At 67.5% G+C, this 19,738-nt stretch carries 18 protein-coding genes and 1 pseudogene; 13 read left to right on the top strand and 6 right to left on the bottom strand.

What is annotated here, in order from left to right:
- The coding region (locus HPC46_RS08050) for an HNH endonuclease (RefSeq protein ID WP_179468548.1) at window positions 1-536 on the top strand (536 nt) is incomplete at its 5' end.
- A 2-nt stretch (window positions 537-538) separates the two neighbouring features.
- Here the strand turns inward: HPC46_RS08050 and HPC46_RS08045 are convergent.
- Window positions 539-1,285: an enoyl-CoA hydratase gene (locus HPC46_RS08045; protein WP_179468546.1), complete on the bottom strand. Its 747-nt coding sequence runs from the start codon at window positions 1,283-1,285 to the stop codon at window positions 539-541.
- 46 nt (window positions 1,286-1,331) lie between these two features.
- Here HPC46_RS08045 and HPC46_RS08040 point away from each other — a divergent pair, with 46 nt between their 5' ends.
- The gene (locus tag HPC46_RS08040; RefSeq protein WP_179468544.1) at window positions 1,332-4,673 is read left to right on the top strand and encodes an ATP-binding protein; all 3,342 of its coding nucleotides are present in this window, start codon (window positions 1,332-1,334) and stop codon (window positions 4,671-4,673) included.
- Here HPC46_RS08040 and HPC46_RS08035 read toward each other — a convergent pair.
- Window positions 4,663-5,313 (bottom strand): hemerythrin domain-containing protein, encoded by a 651-nt coding sequence (locus HPC46_RS08035; protein ID WP_179468542.1) that lies wholly within the window; start codon window positions 5,311-5,313, stop codon window positions 4,663-4,665. The genes HPC46_RS08040 and HPC46_RS08035 overlap by 11 nt on opposite strands.
- 156 nt (window positions 5,314-5,469) lie before the next feature.
- Here HPC46_RS08035 and HPC46_RS08030 point away from each other — a divergent pair, with 156 nt between their 5' ends.
- From HPC46_RS08030 to HPC46_RS08010, 5 genes are all read left to right on the top strand, one after another.
- Window positions 5,470-6,129 carry a cysteine hydrolase family protein gene (locus tag HPC46_RS08030; protein ID WP_179468540.1) on the top strand — a complete coding sequence of 220 codons (660 nt, stop codon included), beginning with the start codon at window positions 5,470-5,472 and terminating at the stop codon, window positions 6,127-6,129.
- 3 nt (window positions 6,130-6,132) lie between these two features.
- Entirely contained in the window at window positions 6,133-7,680 is a 1,548-nt protein-coding gene (gene fdrA / locus HPC46_RS08025) for an acyl-CoA synthetase FdrA (RefSeq protein ID WP_179468538.1), read from the top strand.
- The gene (locus HPC46_RS08020) at window positions 7,677-9,089 is read left to right on the top strand and encodes a YlbE family protein (protein WP_179468536.1); all 1,413 of its coding nucleotides are present in this window, start codon (window positions 7,677-7,679) and stop codon (window positions 9,087-9,089) included. The genes fdrA and HPC46_RS08020 overlap by 4 nt, the downstream gene beginning before the upstream one ends.
- A complete protein-coding gene (locus HPC46_RS08015; protein WP_218893837.1) occupies window positions 9,086-10,450 on the top strand; it encodes a carbamate kinase in 1,365 nt (454 codons plus the stop codon). The genes HPC46_RS08020 and HPC46_RS08015 overlap by 4 nt, the downstream gene beginning before the upstream one ends.
- A gap of 82 nt (window positions 10,451-10,532) precedes the next feature.
- Complete coding sequence (locus HPC46_RS08010; RefSeq protein ID WP_179468534.1) at window positions 10,533-11,630, top strand: GGDEF domain-containing protein; 1,098 nt, start codon at window positions 10,533-10,535, stop codon at window positions 11,628-11,630.
- Here the strand turns inward: HPC46_RS08010 and HPC46_RS08005 are convergent, their stop codons facing one another.
- Window positions 11,631-12,479 carry a sigma-70 family RNA polymerase sigma factor gene (locus tag HPC46_RS08005; RefSeq protein ID WP_179468586.1) on the bottom strand — a complete coding sequence of 283 codons (849 nt, stop codon included), beginning with the start codon at window positions 12,477-12,479 and terminating at the stop codon, window positions 11,631-11,633. It abuts the gene before it with no gap.
- A 93-nt stretch (window positions 12,480-12,572) separates the two neighbouring features.
- On the opposite strand from HPC46_RS08005, the gene HPC46_RS08000 reads away from it, so the two are divergent.
- Complete coding sequence (locus tag HPC46_RS08000; RefSeq protein ID WP_218893869.1) at window positions 12,573-12,800, top strand: hypothetical protein; 228 nt, start codon at window positions 12,573-12,575, stop codon at window positions 12,798-12,800.
- Between the two features lie 43 nt (window positions 12,801-12,843).
- On the opposite strand, the gene HPC46_RS07995 is transcribed toward HPC46_RS08000, so the two are convergent.
- Window positions 12,844-13,344 (bottom strand): copper resistance CopC family protein, encoded by a 501-nt coding sequence (locus tag HPC46_RS07995; protein ID WP_179468530.1) that lies wholly within the window; start codon window positions 13,342-13,344, stop codon window positions 12,844-12,846.
- Entirely contained in the window at window positions 13,341-14,030 is a 690-nt protein-coding gene (locus tag HPC46_RS07990) for a YcnI family protein (RefSeq protein WP_179468584.1), read from the bottom strand. The genes HPC46_RS07995 and HPC46_RS07990 overlap by 4 nt, the downstream gene beginning before the upstream one ends.
- A 214-nt stretch (window positions 14,031-14,244) precedes the next feature.
- On the opposite strand from HPC46_RS07990, the gene HPC46_RS07985 reads away from it, so the two are divergent.
- The 5 genes and pseudogenes from HPC46_RS07985 to HPC46_RS07965 all read left to right on the top strand — a co-directional run bounded on the left by HPC46_RS07985 (window position 14,245) and on the right by HPC46_RS07965 (window position 18,836).
- Window positions 14,245-14,382, top strand: a complete 138-nt coding sequence (locus tag HPC46_RS07985) for a hypothetical protein (RefSeq protein ID WP_179468528.1) — start codon at window positions 14,245-14,247, stop codon at window positions 14,380-14,382.
- 802 nt (window positions 14,383-15,184) lie between these two features.
- Complete coding sequence (locus HPC46_RS07980) at window positions 15,185-15,766, top strand: hypothetical protein (RefSeq protein WP_179468526.1); 582 nt, start codon at window positions 15,185-15,187, stop codon at window positions 15,764-15,766.
- Window positions 15,767-15,953: 187 nt separating this feature from the next.
- Complete coding sequence (locus tag HPC46_RS07975; RefSeq protein WP_179468524.1) at window positions 15,954-17,276, top strand: sensor histidine kinase; 1,323 nt, start codon at window positions 15,954-15,956, stop codon at window positions 17,274-17,276.
- Window positions 17,264-17,907: pseudogene (locus tag HPC46_RS07970) on the top strand (response regulator transcription factor). Before HPC46_RS07975 ends, HPC46_RS07970 begins: the two are co-directional and overlap by 13 nt.
- Window positions 17,908-17,945: 38 nt before the next feature.
- Entirely contained in the window at window positions 17,946-18,836 is an 891-nt protein-coding gene (locus HPC46_RS07965; RefSeq protein WP_179468522.1) for a DUF4097 family beta strand repeat-containing protein, read from the top strand.
- A gap of 150 nt (window positions 18,837-18,986) precedes the next feature.
- Here HPC46_RS07965 and HPC46_RS07960 read toward each other — a convergent pair whose 3' ends face one another.
- Entirely contained in the window at window positions 18,987-19,286 is a 300-nt protein-coding gene (locus tag HPC46_RS07960) for a hypothetical protein (RefSeq protein ID WP_179468520.1), read from the bottom strand.
- Between the last annotated feature and the right edge of the window lie 452 nt (window positions 19,287-19,738).

Below are 19,738 nucleotides of genomic sequence, written 5' to 3'. Positions count from 1 at the left end.
TGCTGCTCGGGGCGCAACAGGGCGCGGCGGCGATCGCCGGCTACGGTTCGGTCCCGTCGGCGGTCGCGCAGAAGATGGTGTTCGATGCGGTGAGCGATCCTCGGTCCCGGGCCACGCTGCGGCGGCTCTATGCCACCCCGGCCAGCGGGGCGCTGGTGGCGTTGGAGTCGCGGTCGCGGCTGTTTCCCAAGGGTTTGGCCGACTTCATCGCATTGCGCGATCAGCGCTGCCGCACCCCCTACTGTGATGCACCGGTGCGGCACCGCGACCATGCGAGGCCCCATGCGCGGGGCGGTGCCACCAGCGCGGTCAATGGTCAGGGTCTGTGTGAGGCGTGCAACTACGCCAAGGAGTCACTGGGTTGGCAGGTCAATACCGCGATCGACGAAAATGGTACGCACACAGCGGAATTCACCACCCCGACCGGCACGCATTATCACTCGGCCGCGCCGCCGATGCCCGGCACCCCGAAGATGCCGATGACCGAAGCCGAGATCTACCTCAACGGCGAGTTGTTGCAGGTGATCGCCGCCTGACGTCAGCGGCGTTGCGCGGCGGCCAGGCGGGCCTTGAATTCCGGGGATTCGATCGAGGTGGCCTGCGGGCCGAGCTCGATGTCCTTGGCGGTTTCGTGGTGGTCGGTGTCGAGGAAGCCGGGGATGGCGGTGGCGCGCATGGACGCCTTCGTGGCGAGGACCACCTCGCGTGGGGCGGCCGCGGGACCGGCGGCCAGTTCCAGCGCAGCGGCGACCGGATCCTCGGCAACGGTGAGTGCCAGCCCATGCTCGACGGCGGCGTCGGCGTCGAAGCGCATCCCGAACAGCAGCGCGGCGCGGGCCACCTGCGGGCCGACCGCGCGCTGCAGCATCCACGTCGCGCCGCCACCGGGGTGGATGCCGAGCTTCTGGAATCGCGGATCGAAGAGTGCGTGCGGCCCGGCGATCCGCACGTCGGCGGCCAGGGCCAGGTTCATCCCCGCGCCCACGGCGGCGCCGTTGACCGCCGCGACGGTCGGCAGGGTGCAGCGGCCGACGGCCATGAAGCCGGCATAGATGCGCTCGAGGCCTTCCCTGGCGGCGGCGCCGAGGGCGGACAGATCGGCGCCCGCGCAGAAGGCCTTGCCGGCGCCGGTCACCACGACGGCGTTCGCCTCGGCTTCGGCGGCCTCGACCGCCTCGCGCAGCTGCTGCGACATCGCGTCGGTGACGGCGTTGCGTCGGTCCGGATCGTTGACGGTGATCAGTGCGACGCGATCGACGACTTCGTAAAGAACCAGGTCAGACATTCCGAGTCTCCATCACCTGGACGCTAGCAGTTAGGGTCGGTGCATCATGGCGGCACCGCATCGGCAACCTGTTCGGGTGTCCGTATTGGGATCCGTCCGCGCCTGGCGGGGGTCCGAGCCGGTGGAATTGGGCGGGCCGAGGCAGCGCTCGCTGCTGGCGCGTCTGGTCTTGGCGCAGGGGCACGTGGTCTCGGTCGACCGGCTCATCGATGACCTCTGGCACGGTGAACCGCCGCCGAAAGCGCTTTCCGCACTGCAGGCTTACGTATCCCATCTGCGCCGCGTCCTCGAACCCGACCGGCCCAAACGCGCTCCCGCCGGCGTCATCGTCAGCGCGGCCCCCGGCTACCGCCTGCACGTGCCCACCGATTCCGTCGACGCGTGGTGGTTCGACGAACAGGTCCGCGCCGGCCAGTCCGAGTCCGACCCGCGCCGGCGCGCCGAGTTACTCGGTGCGGCGCTGCGCGGGTGGGCCGGTGAACCTTATGCGGAGGTGTCCGACGCGGCGTGGGCCATCCCGGAGATCGCCCGTCTCACCGAATTGCGGATTGCCGCAATCGAGTTGCGCGCTTCGGCCGAGCTCGCGCTGGGCCACGACAACGCGGTCGTCGGGGAGCTGGAACCGGTCGTCCGTGATCACCCCACTCGAGAGGGCGCGGCTGCCATCCTGGCCACCGCCCTGTACCGCCTTGGCCGTCAGGCCGCCGCGCTCGACGTGTTGCGCAGTACGCGCATTCACCTGTCCGACGAGCTGGGGCTGGAGCCAGGCCGCGCGCTGCGCGATCTCGAACGCGACATCCTCAGCCACGCCCCGCATCTCGACTCCGGTCAATCCACAACGGTGGCCGCCCCGGCGGTTCTGCCGTCACCACCGTCTGTCATCGAACCTGAAGTGCCACATGGCCGTTCGCGGGAACTCTCGGCCATCGACGACGCGGCTCGGGAGGCTTGCTCGGGCGGCTGTCGCCTGGTGTGGGTCGGAGGGGAGGCCGGCGCCGGAAAGACCACGGTCACCAACGCCGCGGCAACCCGCTTGCGCGCCGCCGGGTGGACGGTTGCTGCGGGTCGATGCCCCGAGGTCGACGGTGCGCCGCCGGGCTGGGCGTGGACCGAGGTGTTGCGACAGTTCAGTGGTTCGTTCGCCGCCGCTGAGCCACGTCACCTGCGCGCCCTCGCGCCACTGTTGCACGAGGCCGAATCCGGTGCCGCCGATGTCCAAAGCACGTTCTGGACAGCGCATGCCGTCGCCGATGTGATCGGCCGGTCCGCGACGAGCCAGCCGGTCGCGGTCGTCCTGGATGATCTGCATCGAACCGACGGCCTCACCCTGGAACTGCTGCGGTTGGTCAGCCACGAGTTGCAAGATCGCCCGGTCCTGGTCATCGCCACCTACCGACCGTCGGAGTCGGGTGGCGAATTAGCTTCCGCGCGTGCGGCGTTGGCGGTGCGCACGGTCACGCATCTGAGCATCGGAGGGCTGGACCGGGTGGCGACGGCCGCGCTGGCCGCCGACTGCGGATTGTCCGATCTGACCGAGGAAGGCAAGCGGGCACTGCACGATCGCACCGGCGGCAACCCGCTGTTCGTCCGCGAACTCTCGCGCCTGATGATCTCTGAGGGCGTCGGCGCTGCACGGGTCGCAGTGCCGACCGGTGTCGGGGATGTGTTGCGGCGCAGGCTCGTCCGTCTGCCCGGCGCTACAGTCACCGCACTTCGGCAAGCGGCTGTACTCGGGAGGGAAGTCGACATCGACGTGCTCGCCGATCTCGCGCACCGCGACCCGGATGACGTGCTCGACGCCCTGGAACCGGCCATCCTCGTCGGTTTGCTGGACGAACCCGCCCCCGGATTGGTCCGCTTTGCGCACGCCCTGGTACGGGACACCCTCTACGAAGACACGTCCTTGCTGCGCCGGGCCCGGCTGCATGCCACGGCCCTCGAATTGCTGTCGAGGTCGCCGCGGGCGGCAGATCCCGCGGCCCTGGCGTATCACGCCGTCGCGGCGGCAACACCGGCGAGCGCAGCGGCCGCCGCGGAGCTGGCAATGGCCGCCGGCCGCGACGCCGACCGGGTGGGTGCCCCCGTCGAAGCCGCGCGGCAGTGGCAGGCTGCGGTGCGCATGCTGGCGCTGGCCGGCCGCGCCGAAACCGGGCCGCCCGATGTCGAGCGGACGGTCGACGCTTACTGCGGCTGGGTGGCGGCGGCGGCCGGGGTCGGTGATGTGGTCGCCGCACGGGATGCCTTGAAACAGGCCCTCTCAGTGGCCGGCCAGTCCGACGAACTCACCGCGCGGCTGCTGACGGCGTGGAACGCGCCGTTGATCTGGCGGGTCCGGATCAGCGACGCACCCGATGCCGACATCGTCGGCCCGCTGCAGCGGGTGCTGGCCGGCGAGTTGCCACCCGACGTGCGGGCCCGGCTGCTCACGTCGCTGTTCGCCGAGCTGGAAGGTGCCGACCAGCCCGCAGCACTGGCGGCGAGTGCGGAAGCGCTCACGCTCGCACGCGAGCTGTACGTACGTGACCCGCACACCTATGGCCGGGTGCTGTGCGCGGCGCTCAACGCTCGGGCGTACGCCGCACTCGGCCCGGACCTCGCCCGTGAGCGTGAGCAGTTGACCGGCGAATTCCTCACCGTGGCAGAGGCCGTCGCCGCGGTCGACTACCAGGCTGTTGCGCACTGGCTGGCGTTCCTGTCGGCGGCCGGACGTTCTGACTTGGTCGCGGCCCATCAACACGTCGACCTCGCGGTGGCCAGGGCCGGCACCGGCCAGCTCGCCTCACTGTTGACGGTGCTGGACGTGTTCAACGCCCAGCTGACCGTGCTGGCCGGCCGAACCGACGAGGGCGAGCGCCGATATGCCGCTGCCGCACGCGAACTGGCCGAGCAGGGCACGGCCAACGGAGCCCAGATGGCCTTGGTCGGCCGGTTCACCGCGGGCCTGGCCCGTGGTGATCTGTCGGCGCTCGCCGACGACCTGCTGGCCGTGCACACCTACGTGTCGACCGCGATCGCCGACGCCGTCGTGCTGGCGCTCCTGAGTGCCGGCCGCCAGGACGATGCCCGCCGGATCTGGGCGACCCGTGAGCCGGTCGAGCGGTCCTACTACTGGCTGGCGATGACGACACTGCGGGCCCACGCCGCCGTCGCGCTCGGTGACGCCGGCGCCGCACAACAGTGCGCCGAAGAGCTGCAACCGTATTCGGGCCGGATCGCCGGGCTGGACAACGGCAGTCTGCTGGCCGGCCCCGTCGATGACGCCCTCGCGGCGGTCGCCCAGTTGGTGGGCCGCGCCGACGAAGCGCAGCACTACCGGGCCGCCGCGATCGCGCTGCGCAGTGCGCTGGCGACCGAGGCGGCCCGGATCATCGACGGGATCAGCGGCTGAACACCTCGTCTTCGAATCTGCGGTGCCGCCACGCCAATACGGTCAGCAGCAAGCGAAGGATCGGGTTGACCTCCTTGGCCAGGACGGCGCGCTCCTCCTCGGTGCTGGCGGCGACTGTGCGCGGCCCGTCGAAGCTAAGCCGGCCGGTGCGCTGTGCGGTCTTCTCGATGGTCTGCCAATCGTTCACGGATACGTACTGACGGATCACCGGGAAGACGTCCCGTTCCTCTTCGGCGATGTGCTCGGAGAGCAGATTGTGCAGATCGGCCAGCTCGGCGGCCAACGACATCGCGGTGCGGCGGTCACCTCCGGCGACGCGGAACGCGGTCGCCCGGTGCCGGATGATGTCCAGGCGCGGATCCAGCGCGGCGTGGTCGTCGGTCAGCTCGGTCAGATCGACGATGCCACCGGCACTCGCATCGATCACCGGCCACAGCACGTCGTCCTCCATGGTGTGGTGATGGTGGATCGACTCGCACATCAATTCGGTGTAGCGGGCGATCGCGTCGGCCCGCCGGGCACTGCAGGGCTCCCGGCCGTCGCCGATCTCGGCCACCGCGGCGACGAGTCGTCCGACGTCGGTGAGCATCGCGCGATGGGCCAGGGTGATGCCGAGCAACTCGGGCTGTTGTGTTTGCATGCGACGACGGTGCCTGCGGGCACTTGTAAGGCACTTGCAATCGACTTGCGGACGTCGATCCTCGATTGTTTACGCCGCGGAAATGTTCACCCGCGCAAACAGCTGCCAGTTACGTTTCAATGGATCCGCCCAGCGTGTCAGAGGAAGGGACCACAGATGGCCACGATCAACGCCGAGCCCTTTCCGTTGGACTTCGACGTCGCCAGCACCGCGCTGGTGATCATCGACATGCAGCGCGACTTCGTACTGCCCGGCGGATTCGGTGAAGCCCTCGGCAATGACACCTCGCTGCTGCTGGCCGCAGTGGAACCCATCGACCGGGTGCTGACGAAAGCCCGCGAGATCGGCATGCTGGTGATCCACACCCGCGAGGGGCACCGCCCCGACCTGACCGACTGTCCACCGGCGAAGTTGCATCGTGGCGGCAAGACCTTCATCGGCGAAGCCGGCCCGATGGGCCGCATCCTGGTGCGCGGTGAGCAGGGGCACGACATCATCGATCAGCTGTATCCCATTGACGGCGAGCCCGTCATCGACAAGCCGGGCAAGGGCAGCTTCCATGCCACCGACCTCGGCCAGATCCTGTCCGACCGCGGTATCAAGACCCTGGTGGTGTGCGGGGTGACGACGGAAGTCTGCGTGCACACCACGGTTCGCGAGGCCAATGACCGCGGGTATGAATGTCTGGTGCTCAGTGACTGCTGTGCGTCCTATTTCCCGGAGTTTCACCGGGTGGCGCTCGAGATGGTCAAGGCGCAGGGCGCGATCTTCGGCTGGGTGGCCGACGCCGACGCGTTCGTCGCCGCGACCTCCTGACGCATGGGAACCAGTTCACGCTCCTACCCCAACCTGTACAAGGACTCGGTGTCCTTGATGACGGTGTCGGCGCGGGTGACGTCGATACCGGGCATTCAAGCCGCATCGGTGGTGATGGCCTCGGCCACCAACGTCGACAACCTCGCCCAGGCGGGTCTGGGCACGTTCGAGGTCCGGCCCAACGACCTCGTCGTCGCCGTGTCGGGCACCGAGGAGGCCTGCGACGAAGCGCTGGCGGTCGCCGACAAGTTGCTGTCGGCGGCGCCGGCCGATGGTGGTGATCTGGCCGGTACCGCGGCACCCACCACCAGCATCCAGATGGCGGTGGCCAAGGACCCGGCTCTGAACCTCGCGCTGATCTCGGTGCCCGGCGACTACGCGGCCGCCGAGGCGATGAAGGCACTGCGCCTCGGGTTGGACGTGATGGTGTTCAGCGACAACGTCAGTGTGGAAGCCGAACTGGCGCTCAAGCAGTACGCGCGTGAGGCCGACCTGATGGTGATGGGCCCGGATTGCGGGACCTCGATCGTCAACGGCATCCCGCTGGGTTTCGCCAACGTCGTGCGGCGCGGTCCGATCGGGGTGGTGGGCGCCTCGGGCACCGGCACCCAGGAGGTCACCGTCCGGATCCACCAGAACGGGTCGGGGGTGTCGCAGGCGTTGGGTACCGGCGGCCACGACCTGGCCGACGCCATCGGCGGTATCTCGATGCTGCACGGACTGGCCGCCCTCGACGGCGATCCGGCCACCGAGGTCATCGTCCTGGTGTCCAAGCCACCGTCGGATGCGGTGGCCGCGAAAGTCCTTGCCGCAGCCCGAGCCAGTGCCAAACCCGTCGTCGTCATCTTCCTCGGCGCTGACCCGGCGACGATCACCGGCGACGGGGTGTACGGCGCGGCCTACCTCGCCCAGGCCGCCGACATGGCCGTCGAGCTGGCCCGCGGTGTCGAGCCCAGTTCGGGCGACATCGTCATCTCCGACGAAATGCACCGCACCCTTGCCGATCTCGCGGGCGCGATGGCTCCCGGTCAGCAGTATGTGCGGGGCGTCTTCTCGGGTGGCACATTCTGCTTCGAGGCGCAGCTGGTGCACCGCGCGCACGGCATCACCGCGCATTCCAACACCCCGGTGGCGGGCAACACCGCACTGACCGATATTCGGACCAGTCTGCAGAACACCATCATCGACATGGGTGACGACGAATTCACCCAGGGCAGACCACATCCCATGATCGATCCGTCGGGCAAAGATGCCCGCATCCGCGACGAGATCGCCGACCAGACGACGGCCGTCGTGCTGTTCGACGTGGTGCTCGGCTACGGATCGGCGGACGATCCCACCGCAGAACTCTTGTCGATCATCGAAGTTGCCCGCGCGCAGGGAAGTACCGTCGCGTTCATCGGCTACGTATGCGGCACCGACCTCGATCCGCAGGATCGGGCCAGGGCCGTCGCCGGCCTGCAGTCCGCCGGGGCACTGGTCGCCGCCAGCAACGCCGAGGCCGCACTGTGGTCGGCCACCGTGATCGCGGCGCGGGGAGGGCAGCAGTGAAGAAGCTCTTCGAGCGGGACCTCAAGGTCGTCAACGTCGGCCTGCAGGGCTTCGCCACCAACATCACCGCCGCCGGCGGCCAGGTCACCAACATCACCTGGGCACCGCCCGCGGGCGCCGACCCCGCGCTGGGCTGGGCGCTGGCCACCCTGGTCGGTGACCCGCGCATCGAAGCGGCCAACCAGACGGCCTTCGAGCGCTATCTGGCCGCGCAGCCGCGCCTCGTCGACCTGGTTCGTGCCGGCGAGGCCATTGCGGGCCTCGGCCCCGGCGAGCGTCGCATCCTGCACTCCGGGCCACCGATCGACTGGCCGGATATGTGCGGGCCGCAGCGCGGCGCCATCGCCGGGGCGATCCTCTACGAGGGATGGGCCGAGGATCTCGACGCCGCCGAGAAGCTCGCTGCCAGTGGGGAAGTGGCATTGGACCCCTGCCACGAACACGACGCCGTCGGACCGATGGCGGGCATCATCAGCCCGTCGATGCCCGTGTGGGTCGTGGAGAACACCGCCGCGGGAAACCGGGCCTTCTGCAACCTCAACGAGGGACTCGGCAAGGTGCTGCGGTTCGGCGCCAACTCTCGCGAGGTGCTGGACCGGCTGCGGTGGCTGGGCAGCGAGTTCTTCACCACCATGCAGATCGCCGTGCGGGGGCTGGCCGACCCCGACCTCAAACCGCTGATGGCTCAGGCGCTGCACATGGGCGACGAGCTGCACAACCGCAATGCTGCCGCATCCGGACTGTTGTTCAAGCGGCTGACCTTGGCGCTGTTGGGCTCCGACGTGCCGTCCGATGCGGTCCGGCGAGCCTTGGAATTCGTCGCCGGCAACGACCACTTCTTTCTCAACATCTCGATGGCCGCGTCCAAGTCGATGTCGGATGCCGCGGCCGGTGTTCCGGGCAGCAGCATGGTCACCGTGATGGCCCGCAACGGGGTGAACTTCGGCATCAGGCTCAGCGGCACCGGTGACCGGTGGTTCCAGGCACCGGCCAATCCCGTTGACGGACTGTACTTCCCGGGCTACTCGGTGGACGACGCAGCCGCCGATCTCGGTGACTCGGCGATCACCGAGACCAACGGGCTCGGCGGGTTCGCGATGGCCGCCTCGCCGGCTATCGTCCAGTTCGTCGGTGGAACCCCGGCCGATGCGACGGCCAACAGCCGGCGCATGCTGTCCATCACTCTCGGCACCAACCCTGCATTCACGCTGCCGCCGTTGAACTTCGGCGGTACACCGGCCGGAATCGATGCGCGCCTGGTGGTCGACTCCGGGGTTCTGCCCATCATCAACACCGGCATCGCGCACCGGCAGGCCGGCGTCGGGCAAATCGGCGCGGGTATCACCACCGCGCCGATGGACTGCTTCAACGACGCCCTGGCCGCGCTGGCGTCAGGATTGCAGACGTGAGTACCGCCATCGTCGCGTTCGGCGGCAACGCACTGGTCACCGACGCCGAGCACGACTCCATCCCGCAGCAGTACGACACGGTCGCCCGGACCGTGTCGCCGCTGATCGACATGGTGGAGCAGGGCTGGAAACTCGTCGTCTCCCATGGCAATGGGCCACAGGTCGGGTTCATCCTGCGTCGCAGCGAACTCGCCCAGAGCGAGGTCGATCCGGTTCCGGTCGACTATGCCGTCGCCGACACCCAGGGCGCGATCGGCTACATGTTCGTCAAAGCGCTGCGTAACGAGCTCGCCCGCCGGGGTATGTCTCGACCCGTCGTGGCGGTGGTGACTCACTCGGTGGTCAGCCTCGACGATCCGGCCTTCAGTAACCCGACGAAACCAGTCGGCTCCTTCCTCGACGAGGACCGGGCCAGGGCACTCGCGGCCAGCCAGGGCTGGACCATCGCCGAGGATGCCGGACGCGGATGGCGGCGCACAGTGGCGTCACCGCGGCCCACGACCATCCTGGAGACCGACGTGATCCGCGGACTGCTCGACAGCGGTGCGATCGTCGTCGCGGTGGGCGGCGGCGGCATCCCCGTGGCCCTCGAACCGGACGGCACGATCGTCGGGGTGGAGGCGGTCGTCGACAAGGACATCGCCTCCGGCCTGCTGGCCCACGACCTGGGCGCGGACCTGCTGATGATTCCCACCGGGGTCCCGCGGGTCGCGATCGGCTTCGGCACGCCGGCCGAGATGTGGCTGGACACCATCAGCGTCGAGCAGGCCCGCGACTACATCGCCTCCGGTCAGTTCGGCAAGGGTTCGATGGAGCCCAAGGTGGAGGCCGTGGCCGACTTCGTGGCCACGACGCCCGGAGCCGTCGGTGTGATCGGGGCGGCCGAGGAGATCCCGGCGATCCTGGCCGGCACGTCGGGAACCCGGATCGTCGGTAGTGTGGACGCGGTGTCGAACAGTGACGAAAGTGGCAGCGGCGGAGTGCTATTGGCCGTCAACGGGACGTTGATGCGCGGACTCAAGCTCTCGCCGAACATGGCGGCTGCGGGTGCCACGTTCATCCGCGAGGCCACCACCGAGCCGGTGTACCGGCTGTGGACCATCAACGACGACCACCCCGCGATGATCCGGGTCACCGACGGCTCGGGGGTCGCGGTGAAGGTGGAGGTGTGGGACGTGCCGGCCGCGGGCCTGGCCGGAATCCTGCTCGCCGAGCCGCCCGGCCTGTCGATCGGGAAGGTCCGCCTGGACGACGGGTCGACGGTGCTGGGCGTGATCGGCGAGCCCGCGTTGGTCGAGGGTCAGCGGGAGATCACCGCGTTCGGCGGCTGGCGGGCCTACACGGCCGCCGAAGGATTGTGACGAAACGGCTCTAGCCAGCCTCGGCGGTGCCCGATACTATCCGTCACACATATCCCCCAAAAGGACTCCCGAGGGCTGACGCATGGGTGAGCGCGAGTTCGCCATCGCTACTGCAGTGCTGCGCGCCACCGGCTTCCTCGACCGCATCCGGATCCTCATCGGGGTGTTGTGCATCGGCCTGGGCCTGCTCAGTGGCCTCGAGCAGTTCCACACGGTGCAGCCGCTCGGTCCGCACGGCATTCCGGCTCGAGCGATCCACCTGACGCTGCTGATGTCCTCGCTGGCGATCGGCGCGTGGTGGCTGACTCGGCCGTGGCCGGGTCACCGGACCGCCATCGCGTTCGCGGTCTGGGGTGATATTGCGCTGGCCGCCTCGGGTGCCGTGCTGGCGGTGCCCGAGGCGCGCTTGTCGGCCACCGTCTATATGTGCCTGATCGGTGTGTTCGCCGCGGTGCTGTTGGGGTATCGGGCGTTGTTCTTGCACTGCGGTTTCGCCACCGCGACGATCGTGGTGTTCACCTGGATGGGTGTGCAGTTCGACGGAGCCTCGCTGGCGGTGTTGTCGCTGTATTTCCTTCCGGCGATGGCAACGGTGGTTGTGATGCCCGCGGTCGCGGCGATGGTCATCGAAGGCACCCGGCGCGGCTTGAGTGCCACCGCGTACGCGGCCAATCGTGATCCGCTGACCGGGCTGCTGAATCGGCGCGGGCTCTTCACCGAGACGGGGCTGACGCTGGCGCGCAGCTCGGGAGGCTCGTTCCTTGCCGTCGTCGTGATCGATCTCGACGGTTTCAAGCAGCTCAACGATGCACACGGGCACGGCGCCGGCGATGCCACGTTGCGCGCCGTCGCCGATCAGCTGAGCAAGGTGATTCGGACCCGCGATATCGCCGCGCGCGTCGGTGGTGACGAATTCATCCTTGTCGCCGGACTTTCCGACGAGCACGACCTGGACAGCTTTGTCAGGCGGGTCCAGGCGCTGACACTGCGAGATCCCGCGGGGTTGGCGCTGCGATCGAGCATCGGCGTCACCTGGGAGGCCGCCGACGCCCGCGACTTCGATCTCGAGACCGTCCTGCGTCGTGCCGACGAGGCGATGTACCGCGCCAAGCGGGTCGGTGGCGGAACTGCCGTCGTGGTGGAACCGCCGGCGCGAGAGGAACAGCAGGCGGCGGGCTGATCAGTTCCGCGGGTCGGCGCCCTCGCGGCGCCGCACCCCGGCCAGCACGTCGGCCTCGGCACGGAATCGGAGGTGGCGTACTCGGCCCGCCTCGATGGTGAAGTCAAAGGCGACCTTGACCTCCCCGCGGTGAATCCAGGCCGAGCCCGGACGTCCCTCGACGAAGACCGGAAACGCGGCTGCGGCAGCGCCATTGAAGAAGTTGGCCACGTCGTCACGGCCCTCCATGTGCGCCGGTGTGCCGAGCATACTCGCCGCCGCATCGGCAGAGACCGACACGTCGGGGGCGAGTAACTGCAGTAAGCGGGCGAAATCGCCCTCGCGCGCAGCGGTCATGAAAGCGTCGACGACCTCCCAATCGGCGAGGGCATCCTCGGGCGCTGCCATGCGCACCTTGGCCCGGGCCCGAGAGGCCAGCTTGCGTGCCGCGACCGTGGACGTGTCGAGCATCGAGGCGATCACATCGAAATCCACGCCGAAGCTGTCGTGCAGCACGAAGGCCACCCGCTCGGCGGGCGTCAGCCGGTCGAGCACTACGTGTAGTGCGATGCCGACGGTGTCGGCCAGCACCACGTCGTCGGCGGGATCAGGTGCTGTCGTATCGAGTTCGATCGACTCGGTCGGTATGGGCGTACGCGCCCGCAGCCGGTCGAGGCACAGTCGCGAGGTCACCGTCGTGAGCCAGCCCGCCAGGTTGTCGATGGTTTCCTCGGTGGCGTGCAGCCGTAGCCACGCCTGTTGCACGACGTCTTGAGCTGCGTCGGCGTCGCCCAGGATCCGTGCGGCGATCCGTTGCAGCCGCGGACGCTCGGCCTCGAAGCCGTCGTGGAGCTGATCCTTGCTCACCATGGTGGTCACACTTTCGTCGTGGGGCGCGTCAACATCTTGACGTACCCGGATCGCCGGGTGTGACCAGAGAACAGGAGATCCTCCGTGAAGACGATGACCTGCCAAGACCTCGGTGGCCCATGCGAATTCGTGCACCGCGGCGAGAGCGCCGACGACATCATCAACGCGCAGGACCAACACCTCAAGGACCGGGTCAAGGCCGGCGACGACGCCCATGTTCCTGCCCGTGAAGACATGAAGGGCCGCTGGCGTCACCCCATCAAGTCGATGGGTTGGTACAACGACGTCAAGAGGCGGTTCGCCGAGCTGCCGGAGAGGTAGGTGACCTGTGGCGATCCTTCAACGGTGGCCGCAATCGCCGACGTCAATGTCGTCGCCTCAGCGCCCACCATGTTCCGCTCCCGAGTAGGACGAAAGCGGCGGCAAGGAAGAAGGGCCACACCGGAATGTTCTGGGACGCTGTGGAAGTCGCCTCGGCAGGCGGGCCAGGCTTGCCCGTTCCGGCGACGCTCAGGTGGAAGGGCCACGAGCCGGAGACCACGTGCCCGTCGGCGGAAGTCACCCGATAGTTGACGGTGTAGGTACCGACCGGGCCGAGCGGCAGGACATCGACTGAAACAACGGCGCCATCAAGGTGGGGCTGGCCGGTAGACCACAGGTTGCCGTCAGGCCCGACAACGGTCATCGCGGAGAACGTCGTCTGGAGGCGTTCGTTGAAGGTGGCGCTGACGTGGGAGGGCCCGGCGGTGAGGACGGCGTCGACGGCGGGGTCGGTAGCGATGCGCACAGCATGCGCCGATGCGTTGGGCGCAGCGACGAGCGCGACGATCGACAGCGCTGCGAACACAGCCGCCGCCGACTTCATGACCGTCGCCGTGTCACAAGCGTGAGTGCCGCGCTGGCCGCCGCGACGACGAGCGCGGCTCCGGCCAGCCAGCGTGAGGTGTTGTCCGATGCCGGCGCTGGCGCTGCCGCCGCCGGTGCTGCGGGGGCAGGGCTCGCGGATACGGACGGAGACGGCTGGCTTGGAGCAGCGTGCGGCTCTGCCCCCAAAGCCAGTGTGGGAGAGGGATGTTCGGGTTCGGCACCGCCGGGCGGGGTGGGCTGATCCCAACGCACGACGGTGCCGTCGCTGTAGGTCTGGGTGGTGGGGAAGCTGACGCTGTCGCCGGTGGGAAGCATTACGGCGACCCGGAACAGGGCGAACTGGTCGGGCGCGATGCCGGCGCCGGGTGCTGCGGTCCAGGTGACGGATTTGACGGTGCCCGCCGCGACGTTGCGGTCCAGGCGGGCGGTCCAGCCCGGGATCTGTTCGGCGCTGACTTCGGTCAGGTCGGGGAGGGCGACGCTGACTTCGGTCGTTGCCGCTCCCATCTCGGATTCGTTGGGAACCTCGAATGTCAGGATCGCGTCATCACCAGGGGAGGTGTGGTCTGAGTCGACGTGGACATGTGCCCACGCGGGCGCCGCTGCCAGTGTGGCGATGATGACGCTCAGAGCCGAGGCGCACCCGGTCACGCGCAGTTTGTTGGCGGTGGTGAAGTTTCTCATCATTGCTGTGCGCTGACCTTTCGCTGGGCAGTGGGAGTTCGGCCTACCGGTCCAACAGTCGTTGCCATGGCCCGTGTGGTTCCCTGGGAATTTGCTGTGTGCTATCGCTCAGCAGCGGTCGTTCCCACGGGGTTGGCTGTCGATTTCTGTCATCGGTGATCGTGAGCAAGCGCAGAATGATGCCGTACGCATCGCTGTCGAACGAGGAGGCGCCATGTCCCGCAACGCTGGAGATCGCTATCAATGCGACGTGTGTGGGTCGGTGTTGGTCTACGAGAAGGCCTGCCCCTGTACGTCACCTACTGAGCACGCCGAGATGTGCTGCGACCAGCCGATGAGCAAGGCCGGCTAGGCTAGCGCGAGCGGCGAGGCTCATAAGCCCGCCGATTCCACGCGGTGACGCCTAGAGCGGCGCTGTGTTCTCTTTCCGGAGTCCCATCTCATTGAAATAGACTGCGGCACTCGATATATCGGCCGCGACCTTCTCATTCAGCGCTGTGCAGCGTCCACAAGAAGTGGTTGTGGTGCAGTAAACATCGATGCTTCCGGGGGGAGAGACCTTCCGCGGTTCGACTAGGGCGGATTTGCTGGGGTCGAAGTGGGGAATCCTGCGGCAAACAAGAAGGCAACGACAGACAGGCCCCTCAGCGCGATCGAGCGCGGTACTATTACCGACGTTGGGTACCACGTCAACTTCCAGCATCCGGCGCGGTATGCGCCGCCAGTAGGACAATGATCAACCTGCGCAACACAATACGGGGAGACCGGACATGTCATCGTCAACGAGGGGCGGTGACCGCGGTAGGCCTCGCACCCCAGACCTGTCCGTGCATCGGTGGGTGCAGCTCGGTGCGGCGTCCGCCGGCATGGGTGCGGCGCTAATCGGCTGGTCGCTGGTCGGGTCCGAGATGGGTGTTGCCAGCGCAGACAGCGGCGTCGGGTCGCCGTCGTCGGCCGGACCGGTCGCGTCTTCGTCCAACGGTGTCGACTCCGGTTCTGTGCCGCCGACTCGTTCCGGCCGCGCCGGGCCGGTCGCGCCGCGTGTCGACGCGCGGTCGACGACGCCTCGCAAGGCGAAGGGGACGGTGTCGGCTCCCTCGAATAGGCCCGCGTCAGCTGACACCTCCTCGGTCCCAGACGGGCAGACCGCAACCGTGAATTCGCGCGTGACTTCGCGTGTTGCCACCCCGAACCGAAATCAGCTCAGCGCCTCGCGGAACGCCGTCACACCTGTGGTGGTTGCGGCAAATAGGGCTGACCCCTTGGGTGCGCTCGGCAGATTCGTCACGAGCACCATCAAAGAACTCCTCAACCGGAAAACGACTCTCAACCCGTTGCAAAAATTGGACGACTTGAGTCCGAAGCAGAAGAGCTTATTGGACTTGATCCCAAGCCCAAAAGTCACGGTACCTAAGGAACATTCGCTGTGGTACCGCGAAGTGCAAGCGAGTGAAACAGCAAGACAGCAGCGGGCTGACGCAAATCAACAGCGTATCGCTGACATAATGCAAAAAGGCGTTAGATTCACTGCCCGAGATGGCACGCCGGTTTACACTATCGACGGGAAAGTTTTCGTCCATTACACCGTGGTGGCTATGATCAATGGCACGAATGCCCCGCCTGTGCCCAGACTTTTCACCCTTTCCGACAGGATGTCTGAGAGGAATAGGGACACCCAAATCAAGCTTTACTTGAAGCTCGATCCAGCGCAGGTGCGAAGCCTTCGGGGACAGTAGTTGCAGCATCTCGGGGCCGCACTCACCATCGCGATCAACCTATCGACTGTGGGACGCCGGTCGCGGCGGGTGCGAACAGGTGGGGGAGCGCCAGGGGTGCCCGCGGACGCGCCCGGGGGTTAACCCCCGCATGGGTCTCGGGGAAACGCCATACCCGCAGGCGTCACGACTCCCTAGGTTTAGAGGCATGGTTGCCGTGACACCCGACATCCCGGTCGACACGACCGACGACTTCCTCGTCCGCCCGAAGCGTCTCGCGCGGATCCGCCGACACCTCGGCGTGGTGCCCACCGCCTCGATGATTACGGGCGCCGCCATCGGCACGGTGTGGTTCTGGATTCCGCTCACCATCCTCGTCCTTGGCGTCTCGTCGATTCCGTCCGTCGTCGGATTCCTGGCCGCCGGCGTCGTTTTCGTCTACCTGATGCGCGGCGTCGAGCGGGTAGAGCGCCTTCGCAGCGAAGCCGTCTTCGGCCTCGGTATTCCGGTGCCCCCACGGAAGCTGTCCCCGTACAGCGGATTTCAACGTTGGGCGCACCAAATGTGGCTCGATGTCAGCAGCCTCAGGTTCTGGAAGGCCGCGGCACACCATTATCTGCGGTTGGGCTACGACATGCTGGCCACCGGCGTCGCGCTGGCACTTCTGGCCTTCGCCTTTCTGGGACCCGCGGCTGCAACCGCCGTTAGCCGCAGCGACGCCGAGGCAGACCTCTGGTTCATCTCCCCGCCGCTCGCGTGGCTGCTGGCCGTCGTCGCGGTGATCGCCGCCGTCGCCATCGTGATCGTGGCGCCCGCGCTCGATGCTGCCATCGACCAGTGGTTGCTCCCCCCATCGGCTACCGCCGCACTACAGCACGAGGTGAGCGCATTGAGCGACGCCCGCCGCGGTGCGGTGTCATCGGCTCAGACCGAACGCCACCGCATCGAACGGGATCTGCACGACAGCGTCCAACCCCGGCTGGTCTCGCTCGCCATGACCATCGGGCTGGCGCAGACCAAGCTCGACACCGACCTGTCGCAGGCGAAGAAGCTGATCGGCGAAGCCCACGACGAGGCCAAAAGTGCGCTCGCCGAGCTCCGCAACGTGGTCCGCGGCATCGCCCCGACCATCCTGGCCGACCGCGGTCTGGACGCAGCCCTGTCCTCGGTGGTGCAACGGACCGAAAACTCAGGGGTGCCAACGACTCTGAACATCTTCCTGCCCAGACGCCTCCCCGACGAGGTCGAGTCGGTCGCCTACTTCGTGGTTGCCGAGGCGTTGACCAACGTCGCCAAGCACGCCCGCGCCAGCCAGGCCGTGGTGACCGTCCGCTTCGACGAAGCCACCGAGGCGCTTCAGGTCTCGGTCTTCGACGACGGCGTCGGCGGCGCCTCCACCACGGCCTCCGAGGAGGCCACCGGGCTGCGCGGGCTCGACGAACGCGTCCGCTCCGCACGCGGCACCTTCGAGGTGTCCAGCCCGGCAACGGGATCCACCATCGTGACCGCGGTGCTGCCATGCGGATCGTGATCGCCGAAGATTCGGCGCTACTGCGGGCGGCATCGAGCGCATCCTCATCGACGCCGGCCACGAGGTGGTCGCAGGAGTGGCCGATGCGACCGACCTGCTCCGCCTGGTCAACGAACACAAGCCAGACTTGTGCATTCTGGACGTCCGAATGCCGCCCACGTTCACCGACGAGGGCATCCGTGCTGCGTCAGTGCTGCGCAGTCAGAACCCCGAGTCACCGGTACTGGTGCTTTCGCATTACGTCGAAGAGCGTTACGCCTCCGATCTGATCGCTTCCGACACCAGGGGATTCGGCTACTTGCTCAAGGACCGCGTAGCCGACGTGCCGTCGTTCCTGGACGCCGTGGTCACGGTGGGCACCGGCGGCACCGTCCTCGATCCCGAGGTGGTCTCCCAGATCCTGGTCCGCTCACCGCAGCGCTCGGCGCTCGACGGGCTCACGCCGCGCGAGGTCGAAACCCTGCAACTGATGGCCGAGGGTAAGGCGAACTCGGCGATCGCGGCTGCCCTTCACGTTTCGGTCGGCTCGGCCGAGAAGCACATCGCCTCGATCTTCACCAAGTTGAACTTGGCCCCCGACCAGAGCGAGAACCGCCGTGTCCTCGCCGTCCTGCGTTATCTCGAGTCCTGACCAGCCTGAATCCTGAGCCATCGAAGGGGCTTTGACACATGACAACGTTTGCCTCCCCACCGCCCACCATCACTACCACTGGTTCGTCGGCTCCGCCGCCGTTGACGCCACAAGGCCGCAGCGCGGTGCGGGTGCTGCTCGTCATCGCGGCCACGGTGCTGACCGTGGGATCCCTGGTGGCCCTGGTCGCGATCGCCCTCGGCATCAACTCGGTGCGCGTGAGCACCGACAGCAAGGTGCTGCCCGAGGAGATGACGTCGTTGTCGATCGACGCCGTCGACTCCACCGTCCGCGTCACCACCGATCCGAGCGCCGAGTCCCCCCGCGTCGCCCTGCGCATGTTGAACTCCACGCGGGGCGGCAGGCAGCAGCTCCAAGTCACCTCCCAGCCGGGTGGCACCCGGATCGAGGTGACCCCCGCCTCGCCCGCCTTTATGGACTGGGGTCGCACCGGGGAGGTCACCGTCACGCTGCCGCCCGCTCTCGCCGAGGGACTCACGGTCAACGTCCGGCAGGACGACGGCACACTGGCCATCGACGCCGAACTCGACCGGCTGGTGGCCCGCACCGTCGACGGCGACATCGTGCTCAACGGCACCGCCCATCGCATCGACGTCACCACCGAGGACGGCGACATCGTCGCCCCACGGGCCATCTCGGTCACTCAGACGTTCAACGCCGAAACCCGCGATGGCGACGTGAGGGTCAGTTTTGGCCCGGACGTGCCCAAGACCATCGATGCCGTAAGCCGCGATGGTGACGTCGCGGTCGGTCTACCGGATCGGGGCCCCTACCTGGTCCGCGCCTCCGGCGGTGACAGGACCGATGTTCGGGTGCCCGAGACCACCGATCCTGGCGCAGCGGCGTCCGAGGTGATGGTGCGCTCCGATAGCGGCAACGTCGTCGTCGGCGCTGACCCACGCCGCTAGGGCGGTGAAGGATCGAGTCGCGTGAGCCGTCATCGGCGAGCCAGCGCAATGGATACATGACGGCCGGCTGACAGTCGGGGCGACGAATTCTCTTCTCGAACAGCAATTATCACTATGGATGAGCGTGGCGCAGCAGGTACTGATCGTTCATCAGCACGCCACGTCGACCAGCACCGTCTTGGCCGTGATGGTCTCGGCGGGCGAGGACCCACCGCGTGAGTCAACGGTCGAGAACGTTTGTCCTGGCCGAACCGAAGTGATGGTGCAGGTCGAGAGTGTCACCGCCCCAATGCGATTGACGATGACGTGGTAGCCGCTGGCCTCCAGGTTCCGGACCCTGTCCTGGACCTGGGTCGAGCTGGCGGCGTCGGCGGCAGCGGCGTGGGCGAACCCGAGAGCGGCCGTGGCCATGGCGCCGACGGCGAGCGCGGGTATGAGGTACAGGTTCATCTCAGTGGGCTCCTTGGGTCGAGAATTGTTTACTGCCTTGTTATTTCGACACCAATGACGCTAATTGCGGCTGATACGCTCGGTAATGGGGTTGGCCAGACACTTGGCTGGGGGTAACCCCCGTGGGATAACCCGCGTCGCGGTGCGGCGACTTACGGCCGAGTCGCGTCCTTACATCGTTCGTCCGCGTCCGACCGACTGCGCCGGTCGGCGATTGGTCAAGTCGGACGCCGTCGCCGGTGCAGTGCTTCCGCGCCCTGGTGCATGGCGGCCAGCTGGGCGCCGGAGTTGTTCACCGGCCGCTACTGAAGCGTCATTGTGAGACTGAGATCGGCGCACTCCGAGATCGTTTCGCCGACATCATGAATGCCTACCGGAATACGTGTGGGACGTTGTCGGAGACGTTCTATGCCAAAATCACTGCACTCCTTCAATTCTCACCAAGGATCTCT

This window comes from Mycolicibacterium vinylchloridicum (genome assembly GCF_013404075.1).
Lineage (GTDB): Bacteria > Actinomycetota > Actinomycetes > Mycobacteriales > Mycobacteriaceae > Mycobacterium > Mycobacterium vinylchloridicum.
Note: the sequence above shows the minus strand (reverse complement) of the source record. Positions and strands in the feature narration are given on the sequence as shown.

Bases quoted from the DNA above. Each gene is read 5' to 3' on its own strand.
- HPC46_RS07985 (WP_179468528.1), top strand. From the start codon at position 14,245: ATGTCCCGCAACGCTGGAGATCGCTATCAATGCGACGTGTGTGGGTCG.
- HPC46_RS07990 (WP_179468584.1), bottom strand. From the start codon at position 14,030: ATGAGAAACTTCACCACCGCCAACAAACTGCGCGTGACCGGGTGCGCC.
- HPC46_RS08030 (WP_179468540.1), top strand. From the start codon at position 5,470: ATGGCCACGATCAACGCCGAGCCCTTTCCGTTGGACTTCGACGTCGCC.
- HPC46_RS07995 (WP_179468530.1), bottom strand. From the start codon at position 13,344: ATGAAGTCGGCGGCGGCTGTGTTCGCAGCGCTGTCGATCGTCGCGCTC.
- HPC46_RS07960 (WP_179468520.1), bottom strand. From the start codon at position 19,286: ATGAACCTGTACCTCATACCCGCGCTCGCCGTCGGCGCCATGGCCACG.
- HPC46_RS08040 (WP_179468544.1), top strand. From the start codon at position 1,332: ATGGCGGCACCGCATCGGCAACCTGTTCGGGTGTCCGTATTGGGATCC.
- HPC46_RS08010 (WP_179468534.1), top strand. From the start codon at position 10,533: ATGGGTGAGCGCGAGTTCGCCATCGCTACTGCAGTGCTGCGCGCCACC.
- fdrA (WP_179468538.1), top strand. From the start codon at position 6,133: ATGGGAACCAGTTCACGCTCCTACCCCAACCTGTACAAGGACTCGGTG.
- HPC46_RS08035 (WP_179468542.1), bottom strand. From the start codon at position 5,313: ATGCAAACACAACAGCCCGAGTTGCTCGGCATCACCCTGGCCCATCGC.
- HPC46_RS08000 (WP_218893869.1), top strand. From the start codon at position 12,573: ATGACCTGCCAAGACCTCGGTGGCCCATGCGAATTCGTGCACCGCGGC.
- HPC46_RS07975 (WP_179468524.1), top strand. From the start codon at position 15,954: ATGGTTGCCGTGACACCCGACATCCCGGTCGACACGACCGACGACTTC.
- HPC46_RS08005 (WP_179468586.1), bottom strand. From the start codon at position 12,479: ATGGTGAGCAAGGATCAGCTCCACGACGGCTTCGAGGCCGAGCGTCCG.
- HPC46_RS08045 (WP_179468546.1), bottom strand. From the start codon at position 1,285: ATGTCTGACCTGGTTCTTTACGAAGTCGTCGATCGCGTCGCACTGATC.
- HPC46_RS07965 (WP_179468522.1), top strand. From the start codon at position 17,946: ATGACAACGTTTGCCTCCCCACCGCCCACCATCACTACCACTGGTTCG.